Here is a 13,268-nt window from a genome sequence, read left to right as displayed (position 1 = left end):
ATACTCTTTAAATCCTCCGGTAACCTTTAGATATTCTTTTCATACCGTAGAGGATAACGAAGGCTACTTGCTCCGTGTTTTTGTCGACAAAACCCAGCACGTACACTGCACCGCCGATGGAACTACTTACAAGCGACTCGGCGCGAGCAGCGTTGCGGTCAAAGACCCTAATGAAATTTCCCAATTGGCATTTTCAAAAGGCGCCATAAGCTTTGAAAACACCAAACTGATCAATCACAAAGCTGAAGATATAGTTGAAACAGAACAGGCTAGTATTTTAACTAGCTCCATTCCCGAAGGCCCTGACACACTCGCATTTGCGATAAATGAAGGGTTAATTGATCGAGAGGATTGGAAGCCTTTTGTGGCTGGCGCACTTCTTCTTTCTGAGAATCCGCAAGGCTTGATCCCAACAAGATGTGAATGTCGCATCGTATTCTACGACACCCGCGAAGAGCGGCCGGAGCGCGAGCACCTAAAGATAAATGAAACCATCGGAGGGCCACTTTATGCACAGATACACAAGGTCGTCGATCGAATCACAGAAATAATATCGGGAATTAGTATTCTTACCCCAGAAGGTATTAAAAAGGTGGATTACCCACCGGAAGCAATCTGGGAGATATTGACCAATGCCATCATCCACCGCGACTATTCCATCGCCGATGACACGCAAATATTGATTTTTCAAAACAGAATTGAGATTATCAGCCCGGGAACATTACCTGCTTTTGTCAATCTAGACAATATACTCGACGTTCGATATAGTAGAAACCCAAAAATAGTCAGAACACTTCGTCGCTATCCAAACGCACCCAATCAGGATTTAGGCGAAGGGCTAAATACTGCCTATCAGAAAATGCAAGATCGACGACTCAAACCCCCCGTCATTGAGATCAACAACAACTCGGTCAAAGTTATTATCGCTCACACGCCTCTTGCGACTCCAGAAGAAGCGGTGATTGAGTTCTTAAAAACTAACGACAGTATTCGTAACAGCGAAGCGCGAGAATTAACTGGAATCAAGAGTGAAAATAAAATGAAGGACGTCTTATATCGCCTACGAGACCAAGGTCTAATTTACCTAGACCCCGAACTCAAAGGAAACAAAGCCACGTGGAGAAAGAAAAAATTATAAGATAAAGCGATGTCAGTATTGGCGCCTGATCGATGCGGTCGTGGAAAAACTGAACTCAACCCACATTCGTCATTGCGAGCGTAGCGAAGCAATCCAGAGTCGGTCTCACGCCGCCCTGGATTGCTTCGCTACGCTCGCAATGACGATGGGAGGGGGGCATTTGTGCGCTGTTTCTCTGCGTGCTCTAAAAGAAAAGCGCCCTACCCTTTCGGGGGGGGGACGACGGGTGATGATGGGTTGGCCCCATCAGAAACCCTAGCTCGACAGGCCAACGGTCCCGGATCAAGTCCGGGGCGACGGGTTTACTGGCGGAGCAACTACTGACGGCGCCCCTACTTCGCCCAGCTGGAAAGCAACGGCTTCAAATAGCGCCCGGTGAAGGACGTCTTCACTTTGACGATATCCTCCGGCGCGCCTTCGGCGATCATCTGGCCGCCGCGGACGCCGCCTTCCGGGCCGATGTCGATGATACAGTCGGCGGTCTTGATGACGTCGAAGTTGTGCTCGATCACCACCATCCACGCCAGTTACCAGTTGGCGTCCGTATTTTCGATTTCATCGAGAAGCGCCTGCTTCGACGGAGTACGCCGCGTACCGTCGTTACGGGGTATTCGGATTTCAGGCGCCCCTTCACGACGCCGGGCGATGCTCCGCGCCAGCGTTTCCAGCGTCAGCGGCTCACGCTTCGTCTGCAAGGTCTTGAAGGCCATGGCTGCCTGCCGTTTCCTCTGAAATCCGTCGTTCCATATAGGCCATGTCCAGACCCTCGCAAAGCGCATAGAGCGCGCGGGCCTGCCCCAGCATTTCCGGCGCACTGCCTGACGCGTACTGGCCCATGCGGTCGGCAATGATATCCTCGGGCGCGATGATGGCGACGGCGCCGTCATCGCCGAGTTCGAGCACACGCACCATGGCGCGATCCGCGAGCCCTCCAAGCAGGGTGTCGGATACGACCTCGAACCCCATGCCCAGCTCCCGATGTATCCAGCCGCGCGTGCTTTTTCCGGGGCCGGATGGGCGTTCGAAGCCGAAGCGGACGAACTGCTCTTCCAGCAAATCCTGCCGACCGCAGATCAGGTCGAAATCGCCAGTGGCGATCTGGCCTTGCGTATAGATTTCCACTGCCGCACCGCCGACGAGGATCGGCGGGCGATGCCCCGCATCGTCCATGGCCATGCTGACACGCGCGAGAACGCGCAAGGCGTCCTCGAACTGCGCGCGCCAGCCTGTCACCGCTACTTTGCCCAGCTGGAAAGCAGCGGCTTCAGATAGTGCCCGGTGAAGGACGCCTTCACTTTGACGATATCCTCCGGCGTGCCTTCGGCGATGACCTGGCCGCCGCGGACGCCGCCTTCGGGGCCCATGTCGATGATCCAGTCGGCGGTCTTGATGACGTCGAGGTTGTGCTCGATCACCACGACCGAATTGCCCTGCTCGACCAGGCGGTGGAGCACTTCGAGGAGCTTGCGCACGTCCTCGAAGTGGAGGCCGGTGGTCGGCTCGTCGAGGATGTAGAGCGTCTGCCCGGTGGAGCGGCGGGCGAGTTCCTTGGCGAGCTTGACGCGCTGCGCCTCGCCGCCGGAGAGCGTGGTGGCCTGCTGGCCCACCTTGACGTAGCCGAGCCCGACTTCGTTCAGCATGTGCATCTTGTCGCGGATGGGGGGCACGGCCTTGAAGAACTCTTCCGCGTCCTCGATCGTCATGTCGAGCACGTCGGCGATGGAGTGGCCCTTGAACTTCACTTCCAGCGTTTCGCGGTTGTAGCGCTTGCCGTGGCATTCCTCGCACGTGACGTAGACGTCGGGCAGGAAGTGCATCTCGATCTTGATGAGGCCGTCGCCCTGGCACGCCTCGCAGCGGCCGCCCTTGACGTTGAAGCTGAAGCGCCCGGCCTTGTAGCCGCGCGCCTGGGATTCCGGCAGGCCCGCGAACCAGTCGCGGATCTGGGTGAAGGCGCCGGTATAAGTGGCGGGGTTGGAGCGCGGGGTGCGGCCGATCGGGGACTGGTCGATCTCGATGACCTTGTCGCAGTTTTCGAGGCCGGTGATGCGGTCGTGCGCGCCTGCCACCACGCGCGCGCCGTTGAGCTGACGCGAGGCGCCGGCCTGCAGGGTGTCGATGGTGAGCGAGCTTTTGCCCGAGCCGGAGACGCCGGTAACGCAGCAGAACGTGCCGAGCGGGAACGCCGCCGTGACGCCCCGCAGGTTGTTGGCGCGGGCGTTCTCGACCACGATCTTCTTGCCGTTGCCCTTGCGGCGCTCGGTCGGCACCTCGATCTTGCGGGTGCCGTTGAGGTAGGCGGCGGTGAGGCTGTTCTTGCTCTTGAGAACCTGCTTGAGCGTGCCTTCGGCCACGACTTCGCCGCCGTGGACACCGGCGCCGGGGCCGAGGTCGACGATGTGGTCAGCGGTGCGGATGGCGTCTTCGTCATGCTCGACGACGATCACGGTATTGCCCAGGTCGCGCAGGCGCTTCAGCGTTTCCAGCAGCATGTCGTTGTCGCGCTGGTGGAGGCCGATCGAGGGTTCGTCGAGCACGTAGAGCACGCCCGAAAGGCCCGAGCCGATCTGGCTGGCGAGGCGGATGCGCTGGCTCTCGCCGCCCGACAAGGTGCCGGAAGTACGGTCGAGGTTGAGGTAATCGAGCCCGACGTTGTTGAGGAAGCCGAGGCGCTCGTTGATTTCCTTGAGGATGGCCTTGGCGATCTGCTGCTGCTGGCTGGTCAGCTTGCCCTCAAGCTCCCCGAACCATGCGAAGCCGTCCGACACGGAAAGGCGCGCGGCATCGGCGATGTCGCTGCCGGCGATCTTGACCGAGAGCGCCTCGGGCTTGAGGCGTTTGCCCTCGCACGTTTCGCAGGGCTGCGCGGTCTGAAACTTGGACAGTTCCTCGCGCATCCAGGCGCTGTCCGTCTGGATCATGCGGCGGTTGAGGTTGCCGATCACGCCCTCGAACGGCTTGTTGACCGTATATTCCTTGCGCCCGTCCTTGAACGTCAGCGGCACGGCCTTGCCCACGGTGCCGTAGAGAATGACGATCTTCACCTCGGGCGAGAGCGCGTCCCACGGCGTGGTCAGGTCGAACCCGAAGTGTGCGGCCAGGCTGGAGAGCACCTGCATGTAGTAAGGCGAAGGCGGGTTGGACTTGGCCCAGGGCACGATCGCGCCCTGCTTGAGGCTGAGATGCTCGTTCGGCACCACCAGTTGCGGGTCGAACAGCAGCTTCTCGCCCAGGCCGTCACAGGCCGGGCACGCACCCTGCGGCGCGTTGAACGAGAACAGGCGCGGTTCGATCTCCTCGATGGTGAAGCCGCTGACCGGGCAGGCGAACTTCTCGGAGAAGACGATGCGATTGGGCGGCAGGCCGGTACCCTTGAGCGTCTTCTTGCTACCCTTCCCCTCGTCCTCTCGGCCCGGCACCACGCCGTCGGCAAGGTCGATATAGGCCAGCCCCTCGGCCAGCTTGAGTGCCTGTTCGAAGCTGTCGGCAAGGCGGGTCTGGATGCCGTCCTTCACCGCGATGCGGTCCACCACGACTTCGATGTCGTGCTTGTACTTCTTGTCCAGCGCGGGGGCGTCCTCGATGGCGTAGAGTTCACCGTCGATGCGCACGCGGGTGTAGCCCGCCTTCTGCCACTCGGCGAGTTCCTTGCGGTACTCTCCCTTGCGGCCGCGCACGACCGGGGCGAGCAGGTAGGCACGCGTGCCTTCGGGCAGTTCCATCACCCGGTCTACCATGTTGGAGACGGTCTGCGCCTCGATCGGCAGGCCCGTGGCAGGCGAATAGGGAATGCCCACGCGCGCCCAGAGCAGGCGCATGTAATCCCAGATCTCCGTCACCGTCGCCACCGTGGAGCGCGGGTTGCGGCTGGTGGTCTTCTGCTCGATCGAGATCGCGGGGCTGAGGCCGTCGATATGCTCGACATCCGGCTTCTGCATCATCTCCAGGAACTGGCGCGCATAGGCCGAGAGGCTCTCGACATAGCGGCGCTGCCCCTCGGCATAGATCGTGTCGAAGGCGAGGCTGGATTTCCCCGAGCCCGAAAGCCCGGTGATGACGATCAGCTTCTCGCGCGGAAGCTCGATGTCGAAGCCCTTGAGGTTGTGCTCGCGCGCACCGCGCACCGTGATGTGGGAGAGACTCATGGAGGTGACGTGTTCCAGATTTGTTCGCAAAGCGCAAGCAGCCGCGACCAGAGCTTTTGCTGCAGGGACGGGACCTCATGTGGGAACCGGCTGCCGGATTGCAACGGTTTGCCCTGCGCATCGCGGCGGCCGCCCGGCCGGCGATGTCATCCGTCGGCCGAACTATGCCGTTCGACGATCCGACCCAATGGATGACTTGAATGCGACGAGGTTAAGAGTAATAGAGAAGTTGCCCGGTAATAATAACCGACTCACCTTTTGCCGCATGGTCAACAAGAAATACAAGTAAATGTCCAGACATTGCTCAAAAGCCAAGGCGAGATCGAAGGGGCAGAACTAAAGTATATACATGTTCAATGGAGTCGACACACTCCCCGCGACGTTACCGTTGTTTGGGAACGACTTTTCTCATCGATTGAGGTCGCGTTGCAGTTCGCGTTTCGCGGGCCGTGGGGGCTTGCGTGCGGAGATCTGCACTCTTGAGCAACAGGAGAATGCAATGACCAGGATTCACACCGCTTTCGCCGCCATCGGCATGCTGTTCGTGGCGACCTCGGGGCTTGTCGCCCCGGCCCTTGCCGACGTGGTCGTCAAGGACGGCTCGCTCCGCGACGTTCCGCATCGTGAGGTGCGTTACGGCGACCTCAACCTCGATACCCAGGCGGGTATCGATACGCTCAATACCCGGCTGGAAGTTGCCGTTCGCGCCGTTTGCGGACCGCTTGAAAGCAACCAGCTGGATCAACTGGCCCGCGTGCACGACTGCCGCGACGCCTCGCTCGACCGGGCCTTTGCGGCCCGCGATGAAATGATGGCGACGCGGATGGCCGCCCGCGAAAACCCGGGCCAACTGGCGGCAGCCGCCCCCAGCCTCGCCGTCGTGGCGCGCCGGGGGAAGTAGGCACACCTTAGTCTCAGACTCCGCCGAGGAAGCCGCCGACGGGAAAGTTCCTGTCGGCGGCTTCTTTCTGCCGCCATCCGGCGCACGCCTCGCGCGCCTCGTCGTGCGCGCCTGCCGCTCGTCGCATATCGAATTGCCTCCGGCCCCGCGCCTCGCCAGGGATCGCCTGGATCATCCAGGGACGGAGACGAGAACAATGAGGGGCCGCAAGACGGGTACGCGTATCCTGCTGGCGCTGGGCACGCTGGCGCTTTGTGCGCCGGGCTTTTCGGGTACCGCGCGGGCCGACGATCCCAATGACCGCATGAGCGCCGAGGACATTGCCCGCGACGCCGCGATCATCCGCAAGCTCAATCGTGATCAACTGGACTATGTGCGCAAGCGCGATGCGCAATACGCTTCCGGCTGGAAAGCCTATCGTGCGCGCCAGGGCGGCGGGGACGAGCAGGACGACGAGGCGACCGGGCAATATGCACGCGGCGACTATGCCGGCGACGAGGACGGCGAGCCTTATGCGCGCCGGGACGAACGCCCGGCCTCTTCCAGCCCTTCGCGCGCTTATGCCCAGGCCCGCCGCGACTACGAGGCCGATCTGGCGCAGTGGCGCCGCGACGTCTCGGCCTGCCGCGCGGGTGACTATTCGCGCTGCGAGCGCTGACGCATACCAGGGACCGGCGCCGAAACACCGTTTCGGTCGCCGTGCCGTCATCTTTCCGTGGCTTTCCGGAAACATGACCAGACCGGCCCTGATTCTTGCCCTGCTCCTTTGTGGATGCTCACCCGACATCGCCGCGCACCGGATCGGCAGCGCGGAGGCAGGCGAGGCACCGCGGCTGACCGGCCAGCCCTGGGCCTTGCACGAATTGCAGGGGCACCGCGTCCCCCGCCGCACGAACGGGGGCAAGGGCGCGCGCACTGCCGCCACCCTGCACTTTGCGCGGGACGGTTATGTCTCCGGCACCTGGTCCTGCAATTCCGTAAGCCAGGGCGATCTTCGCTGGACCGGCGTTCCGGGCGAGCCCTTCGGCGGGTTGAACCGGGACGGCAAATATACCAGCATCATCACGGCGGCGGGTTGCGGCAACACCAGGGCCGAACTCATGGCCACGCGGTTCTGGGGTCTCATGCTTTCCGCCCGCACCTGGACCATCGTACAGGAGCGTCACGGTTGGCACCTGCGCATCGACTTCGTCGACGGCACTTCGGCGCTGTTGGTGCCGATCGCCAAGGCGCCCGGCGCCTGAGCGTCCCTGCCTGAGCGCGCCTTCTTGAGCGCCCTTCCTTGAGCAATGGCCCAGCCGTGTTAGACTTGCCGTGAGAAGACCGCGTCCGGCATGGTGCGCGCACACTTCCAGGGGGCAGTCATGATGCCGACAGACGCTGCGGATTTCCTGTGATCGGCCGCTGCCCGTGACGCCTGCGGCACCCGTCAACGCCCGCATCCGCGACAGGATGCTGACTGCCGTCGACCTCGCCGCCACTTTCGTGCTCGCCGCCGAATGCGCGCTGACGGGGGTGCAGGCCGATCTCGACCTCTTCGGTATCCTGGTGCTCGCTTTCGCCGGTTCCGTCGGCGGCGGCGTGATCCGCGATCTCCTGCTGGGCGAACATCCCCCGGCGCCGCTGCGCGACTGGCGCTATGCCGCCCTTGCCCTGGCCGCAACCGCGGGGGTGATCGCGGCATCCCTGATGCTGGGGCCGGTGGCGAATGTCACCCCGCCGCTCGCCATCGACATGTTCGAGGGCGTGGGCCTGGCGCTCGCCGCCGTGGCCGGCACCCGCAAGTGCCTGGACTACGGCCTGGACGGCGCGCCGGTCGTCGTGATCGCCACGATCAACGGATGCGGCGGCGGCATCCTGCGCGATGTGCTGATTGCGCGGGTCCCGCATGTCCTGCATGAAGACTTCTACGCCACGGCCGTGCTGGCGGGCGCGACGCTGATGGTTGTCCTGATCCAGCGCTTCGGCCTGCGCCGGGACGCTGCCGGCATCGTCGCCGGCATCGCCATCTTCTCGTTGCGCGCGGCGGCGCTGCTGGAGGCCTGGCGCCTGCCGCATCTGCGTTAGGACAGGCCCGGAAGACCCCGCCGAGCCGGCGGAATGCGCCGGAAAGGCGCTGCATGGGAGACGAGTCATGATGCCGAAGTTCACCGTTCGGGGCCGGATCGCCAGGCCCGTCGCGGACGTATTCGAGGCCGTTGCCGATCCTGCCGTTCTGTCCGAGTTCTTCACCACCGGCGGCGCCAGGGGGCGGCTGGAGACAGGCGCCGTCGTCACCTGGGATTTCCACGACTTTCCCGGCGCCTTCCCGGTCCATGTCGTAGAAGCCGAACCGCCCCGCCACATCCTCCTGCGCTGGGGCGGTGACGAGGCCGCCGTTCTGGCCGATGCCGAGGGCGAGCACCGCACCCTCGTCACCCTGGCCTTCGAGCCGCTCGAGGATGGCCGCACGCTCGTGCAGATCAGCGAGGAAGGATGGTCGGAAACGCCGGAGGGGCTCAAGGCGTCCTATGGCAATTGCGAAGGCTGGACGGGCATGCTGGCAGCGATGAAGGCCTGGCTGGAACACGGCGTCCGCCTGCGGGAGGGGTTCTACAAGTAGCCCGGCGCCGCTTGCCTCTCCCGTCCCGCGCCCTAAAAGCGCAGGACATGAACAAGCCTCTCCTCGCGCTCTCCACCGCGCTGCTCGCTGCCGTGTCCCATCCCGCCATCGCCCGGGAGGCCATCGATGCCGACCGGATCGTCGCCGATGTCAGGACGCTCGCATCCGATACTTTCGAGGGCCGCGCGCCCGGCACGGTGGGCGAGGAAAGGACCATCGGCTACCTGATCGCGCGCTTCCAGGACATCGGCCTCCAGCCCGCCGGACCTGACGGACAGTGGGTGCAGAAAGTGCCGCTGCTCCACACCCGCCTTGCCGCGCCGAAGACGCTGGCGTTCTCCGGCCCGAAGGGTGCCATGCCGGTGACCGTCGCCAAGGACATCTACATCTCCACCGTCCGCCCCGACGACTCCGCGCGCATCGCGGGCGCGCCGGTGGTCTTCGTCGGCTACGGCGTGAACGCACCGGAGCGCGGCTGGGACGACTTCAAGGGCATGGACCTCAAGGGCAAGGTCGTGGTCTTCCTCATCAACGATCCGGACTTCCACGCAAAGAAGGGCGAGCCCGCCGCCGGCAAGTTCGGCGACCGGACGATGACCTACTACGGCCGCTGGACCTACAAGTTCGAGGAAGCCGCAAGGCAGGGTGCGGTCGGCGCGCTGATCGTCCACGAGACGGAGGGCGCCGGCTATGGCTGGAACGTCGTCACCAGCCCCGGCGGCGAGAACTACGATATCGTGCGGAGCCCCGACAAGCTCACCAGCCTGGCGCTGCAGGGCTGGCTCTCGGGCGAGGCGGCCAACCGCCTGTTCGGCTCCGCCGGGCTGGACCTCGCCAGGCTCTCGGCCGCCGCGCGCCGTCCGGACTTCAAGCCGGTGCCGCTGAAAGGCGTCACTTTCGATGCGGACGTCCCCGTCGCGCATGAAGAAGTCATGAGCCACAACGTGCTGGCCCAGATCCCCGGCACCACGCGCAAGGACGAAGTGGTGATGTTCGGTGCCCACTGGGACGCCTACGGCAAGGGCGCCCCCGACGCGCAGGGCCGCATCTACCGTGCCGGCGCCAATGACGACGGCGTCGGCATCGCCGCCCTCTTCGACATCGCCCGCGTCATGAAGAGCGAGCCCGCCCCGCAGCGCAGCGTCGTCTTCGCGGCCTGGACGGCGGAGGAGCGCGGTCTGCTCGGCTCGGAATTCTATGCCGCCAGCCCGGTCTTCCCGATGGAGAAGACCGTCGCCAACCTCACCATCGACGTGCTCCAGACGGCGGGCGCCGCCAACGACGTGACGCTGATCGGCAAGGGTCAGGATACCCTGGAGGACGACATGGCCCGCGTCGCCGCAGCCCAGGGCCGCCGCGTCACCCCGGAAGGCCTGCCGGAGCGCGGCCTGTTCTACCGCGCGGACCATTTCTCCTTCGCCAAGCGCGGCGTGCCGGTCATGCTGATGATGGGCATTGCCGGGGCCTCCGACCTCAAGCAGGGCGGCGTCAAGGCGGGCCAGGCCTGGATCGATGCCTATACCGGCCAGTGCTACCACCAGGCCTGCGATGCCTGGTCGCCGGAGTGGAAAATGGAAGGCGCCGTGCAGGACGTCGAACTCGTCCGCACGATCGGCACGGACCTCGCCAATTCCGACAAGTGGCCGCAGTGGAAGGCCGGCTCGGAATTCAAGGCAGCGCGCGACAAGTCCGAAGCGGCCCGCCGATAATTCAGGTCCAGTGAACGAGCAGGTCGGCGGCGGCGTGGATCACCACGGCGCCGCCGATCAGCCATCCGGCCCGGCTCACCGCTCTGGCCGTGCCCCCCTCTCGCCCGAAGTCTCGGCCGGATTCCCTTGCAGGTGGTGACGATGCCTCCATCCGGGCCGAGGCCGCGCGCAGGAAGCGCGGCGCTTCCTCGGCCACGCGCGAGAGTTCGAGCAGCGCCGTCTCCAGATTGTCCGGCGCGGCAAGACGCGAAAGCCGCGAAGCGACCAGCCGCCCGCGCATCCGGCCCAGCGCTTCGGACAAGTCGAAGTCCGGCGCGATCCCGGAAAGCACGCCGTCCATCGTCACCATGGCCTTGAAGATCAGCACCAGGTCGGGCGGCAGCACCAGCCCCTCCTGCCGCAGCAACGGGAAGAAATCCGCCACCATCGCATTGAGCACGAGCGCCCCGGTGCCGTGCCGCGACACCAGCCGTTCGGAGGCACGCAGCAGCTTTTCGCGCGGGACTTCGCCGTCCTGCGACCAGGTGGCCAGCATGTCCGCCACGCCGCCGGGGTCGCCGCTGCGCAGCGCCAGGATGAACGTCAGGAATTCGTGCTGCCGCCGCGGGCTGACGAAGCCGACCGAGCCCAGGTCCAGCAGCGCCAGTCCGTCACCGCCGGGCACCTGCGGCGGCAGGCAGAGCAGATTGCCCGGATGCGGATCGGCGTGGAAGCGGCCGTTGACCAGCACCATCTCCAGCACCAGTTCCGCCCCCAGCGCGGCGATGCGGGAGGGATCGATCCCCGCCGCCTTCAGCACGGCCGGATCGCGCGGGGCGATGCCTTCGATATAATCCATCACCAGCACCTGCTCGCCCGTCCACTCCCAGTGGATGCGCGGCACGGTGATCCGCTCCAGCGAAGCGAGGTCGGCGCGCAGCAAGTCGGCGTTGCGCCCCTCGGCCGTGAAATCGAGTTCGTCCAGGATCTCGCGGCCAAGCTGCTCGATCATCGCCGCGGGCTTCATTCGGCGCACGGCGGCGCTGCGCGCTTCCGCCAGCGCGCCGAGGTGGCGCATGAGCCGCAAGTCCGCCTCCATCCGCGCGCGAATGCCCGGTCGGCGGATCTTCACCACCACTTCGGTGCCGTCGTGCAGCCGCGCCCGGTGCACTTGCGCGATCGAGGCGGCGGCCAGCGGCTCGGTGTCGAACCGGGCAAAGACGCTCTCCGGCGGCCCGCCCAGCGCCGCTTCCACTTCGCCGCGCAGCGTCTCGAAGGGCAGGCGCGGCGCATCGCTCTGCAACTGTTCGAAAGCGGCGATCCAAGGATCGGGCAGCAGGTCGCGCCGCGTCGCCAGGATCTGGCCGAGCTTCACGTAAGTCGGGCCGAGCGCCTCCAGCGCCTTGCGGGTGCGCGTGGGCACGTCGCGCGGTTCCGCGCTCTCCTGCGCATCATCGCCCTCTTTCCCGTCGCCACCGATCCCGAGCCGGACCGCCAGCGAGTCCAGCCCGAAGCGGGCGATCACGGCCGAGACTTCCGCCATGCGGCCCCGATCGCGTGCGGCAACGGCTATCGACTTGAACATGCGTCACTCCTTCAGCGGGAGACAACCGGCCTCAAGGCCCGGAAGTTCCGTCGCCGTCTCACTGGCCCTCACGCCGGGAGGCATGGACAGCGCCGCCCCGGGAAAGCTAGGAAGCCCGCATGAGCGAGAGTTTAACGGGGGTGCTCAAGCCCGCATTCGCAATCGTCCTCACCGCGGCCCTGGCGGCCTGCGGCGGCGGCACGAAGTTCCGGCCGGTCAGCGATGCGCCGGTACGCATCGGCCCGCCCTACAAGGTCCGAGGAAATACTTATACGCCGGCCGCCCAGCCCGGCTACGACGTGCTCGGCTATGCCACCTGGTACGGCAGCGAATCCGGTAACCGCGCCGCCAATGGCGAGCGCTTCCGCCCGGACTGGATCACGGCCGCGCATACCACCCTGCCGCTGCCGAGCTATGTCGAAGTGACCGCCCTCGATACCGGCCGCCGCATCCTGGTGCGCGTCAACGACCGCGGCCCTTTCGGCGAAAGCGCCCGCGTCATCGATCTTTCGCGCGGCGCCGCCGAAGCGCTGGGGGTGCGAAGCAAGGGCAAGGCCGCCGTGCGCGTGCGTGTGGTGGAACCGGCGGAAAAGGACCGTGCCGCCCTGCGCAAGGGCAAGGCGGCGAAGGAACTGCCGCCGGTCTCGCCCACGGCGCTGGCGAACCTCCAGTCGCAGTTCGAGACGGGCGTGGGCACGCGCTGAAGCAGGATGCTTCGCGGAACCGGTGCCCTGCCCCCCGAAGGTCAGGCCTCTTCCAGTTCCGCGTAAGCCGCGGTTTCCTTGCCGATCAGGATATCGGCCAGGAACCAGTAAGCCTCACCCCAGGCCGCCAGCACTTCGTCGGTCGCCGCCGCGCCCAGGACGTCGCGGATGGCGGGCAGCAGCGCTTCGGCCACCAGCGGGTAATGCTCCGCCTTCACGCCGGTATCGACATGGCGCTGCACCATGCGCGCGACCGCGCCGGTCAGGTTCTGCAGCTTGTCCACGTTCTGCGCATAGCCGAGGATCGCGGCGGCCAGGCGGCGCGGCTGCTCGCCGGAATCCTGCGCGGCCTGGTCGAACATGGCGCGGACCTCCTCGTTACGGAACAGCCGCTCGTACATGCGGGTGGTGATTTCCACCCCATGCTGCTGAAGCGCGGGTGCAGTCGCCTTGATCGTGGCGACGGTCTGTTCGCTGAGCGGAGCGGCCATTTCGATTCGTCCTC

At 64.9% G+C, this 13,268-nt stretch carries 14 protein-coding genes and 1 pseudogene; 8 read left to right on the top strand and 7 right to left on the bottom strand.

The features are described 5' to 3' along the window. Positions 1–67 precede the first annotated feature (67 nt). The gene (locus ACZ1J6_RS08575) at positions 68–1,138 is read left to right on the top strand and encodes an ATP-binding protein (protein ID WP_431568729.1); all 1,071 of its coding nucleotides are present in this window, start codon (positions 68–70) and stop codon (positions 1,136–1,138) included. 332 nt (positions 1,139–1,470) lie between these two features. On the opposite strand, the pseudogene ACZ1J6_RS08570 reads toward ACZ1J6_RS08575, so the two are convergent. The 4 genes and pseudogenes from ACZ1J6_RS08570 to uvrA form a co-directional block, all read right to left on the bottom strand. Then, positions 1,471–1,656: pseudogene (locus tag ACZ1J6_RS08570) on the bottom strand (excinuclease ABC subunit A); the annotation flags it as partial. 9 nt (positions 1,657–1,665) lie between these two features. After that, a complete protein-coding gene (locus ACZ1J6_RS08565; RefSeq protein WP_431568728.1) occupies positions 1,666–1,848 on the bottom strand; it encodes a hypothetical protein in 183 nt (60 codons plus the stop codon). Next, the gene (locus ACZ1J6_RS08560) at positions 1,817–2,371 is read right to left on the bottom strand and encodes a hypothetical protein (RefSeq protein ID WP_431568727.1); all 555 of its coding nucleotides are present in this window, start codon (positions 2,369–2,371) and stop codon (positions 1,817–1,819) included. Before ACZ1J6_RS08560 ends, ACZ1J6_RS08565 begins: the two co-directional genes overlap by 32 nt. Positions 2,372–2,373: 2 nt before the next feature. Continuing rightward, on the bottom strand, positions 2,374–5,283 hold the full coding sequence (gene uvrA / locus ACZ1J6_RS08555) for an excinuclease ABC subunit UvrA (protein ID WP_431568726.1): 2,910 nt from the start codon (positions 5,281–5,283) through the stop codon (positions 2,374–2,376). Between the two features lie 499 nt (positions 5,284–5,782). Between uvrA and ACZ1J6_RS08550 the strand changes: the two genes are divergently transcribed. Continuing rightward, positions 5,783–6,184, top strand: coding sequence for a UrcA family protein (locus ACZ1J6_RS08550; protein WP_431568725.1), 402 nt, complete (start codon positions 5,783–5,785; stop codon positions 6,182–6,184). Positions 6,185–6,197: 13 nt separating this feature from the next. On the opposite strand, the gene ACZ1J6_RS08545 is transcribed toward ACZ1J6_RS08550, so the two are convergent. Beyond that, the gene (locus ACZ1J6_RS08545) at positions 6,198–6,359 is read right to left on the bottom strand and encodes a hypothetical protein (RefSeq protein ID WP_431568724.1); all 162 of its coding nucleotides are present in this window, start codon (positions 6,357–6,359) and stop codon (positions 6,198–6,200) included. Between the two features lie 21 nt (positions 6,360–6,380). Here ACZ1J6_RS08545 and ACZ1J6_RS08540 point away from each other — a divergent pair, with 21 nt between their 5' ends. The 5 genes from ACZ1J6_RS08540 to ACZ1J6_RS08520 all read left to right on the top strand — a co-directional run bounded on the left by ACZ1J6_RS08540 (position 6,381) and on the right by ACZ1J6_RS08520 (position 10,495). Then, the gene (locus ACZ1J6_RS08540) at positions 6,381–6,842 is read left to right on the top strand and encodes a hypothetical protein (RefSeq protein WP_314463631.1); all 462 of its coding nucleotides are present in this window, start codon (positions 6,381–6,383) and stop codon (positions 6,840–6,842) included. Between the two features lie 73 nt (positions 6,843–6,915). Continuing rightward, a complete protein-coding gene (locus ACZ1J6_RS08535; RefSeq protein WP_431568723.1) occupies positions 6,916–7,428 on the top strand; it encodes an META domain-containing protein in 513 nt (170 codons plus the stop codon). Between the two features lie 166 nt (positions 7,429–7,594). After that, entirely contained in the window at positions 7,595–8,251 is a 657-nt protein-coding gene (locus ACZ1J6_RS08530; RefSeq protein ID WP_465128049.1) for a trimeric intracellular cation channel family protein, read from the top strand. A 67-nt stretch (positions 8,252–8,318) separates the two neighbouring features. Further along, a complete protein-coding gene (locus tag ACZ1J6_RS08525) occupies positions 8,319–8,786 on the top strand; it encodes an SRPBCC family protein (protein ID WP_314463636.1) in 468 nt (155 codons plus the stop codon). A 47-nt stretch (positions 8,787–8,833) separates the two neighbouring features. Next, entirely contained in the window at positions 8,834–10,495 is a 1,662-nt protein-coding gene (locus ACZ1J6_RS08520; RefSeq protein ID WP_431568721.1) for a M28 family metallopeptidase, read from the top strand. A 1-nt stretch (position 10,496) separates the two neighbouring features. Here the strand turns inward: ACZ1J6_RS08520 and ACZ1J6_RS08515 are convergent, their stop codons facing one another. Further along, complete coding sequence (locus tag ACZ1J6_RS08515) at positions 10,497–12,059, bottom strand: ABC1 kinase family protein (protein ID WP_431568720.1); 1,563 nt, start codon at positions 12,057–12,059, stop codon at positions 10,497–10,499. A gap of 119 nt (positions 12,060–12,178) precedes the next feature. On the opposite strand from ACZ1J6_RS08515, the gene ACZ1J6_RS08510 reads away from it, so the two are divergent. Next, a complete protein-coding gene (locus ACZ1J6_RS08510; RefSeq protein WP_314463642.1) occupies positions 12,179–12,763 on the top strand; it encodes a septal ring lytic transglycosylase RlpA family protein in 585 nt (194 codons plus the stop codon). A 41-nt stretch (positions 12,764–12,804) separates the two neighbouring features. Here ACZ1J6_RS08510 and ACZ1J6_RS08505 read toward each other — a convergent pair whose 3' ends face one another. Then, entirely contained in the window at positions 12,805–13,254 is a 450-nt protein-coding gene (locus ACZ1J6_RS08505; protein WP_431568719.1) for a globin domain-containing protein, read from the bottom strand. Positions 13,255–13,268: the final 14 nt, after the last annotated feature.

Source organism: Novosphingobium sp. BL-S-21 (assembly GCF_055521655.1).
The sequence above is the reverse complement of the archived record's forward strand: the minus strand, read 5'-3'. Positions and strand labels throughout refer to the sequence as shown.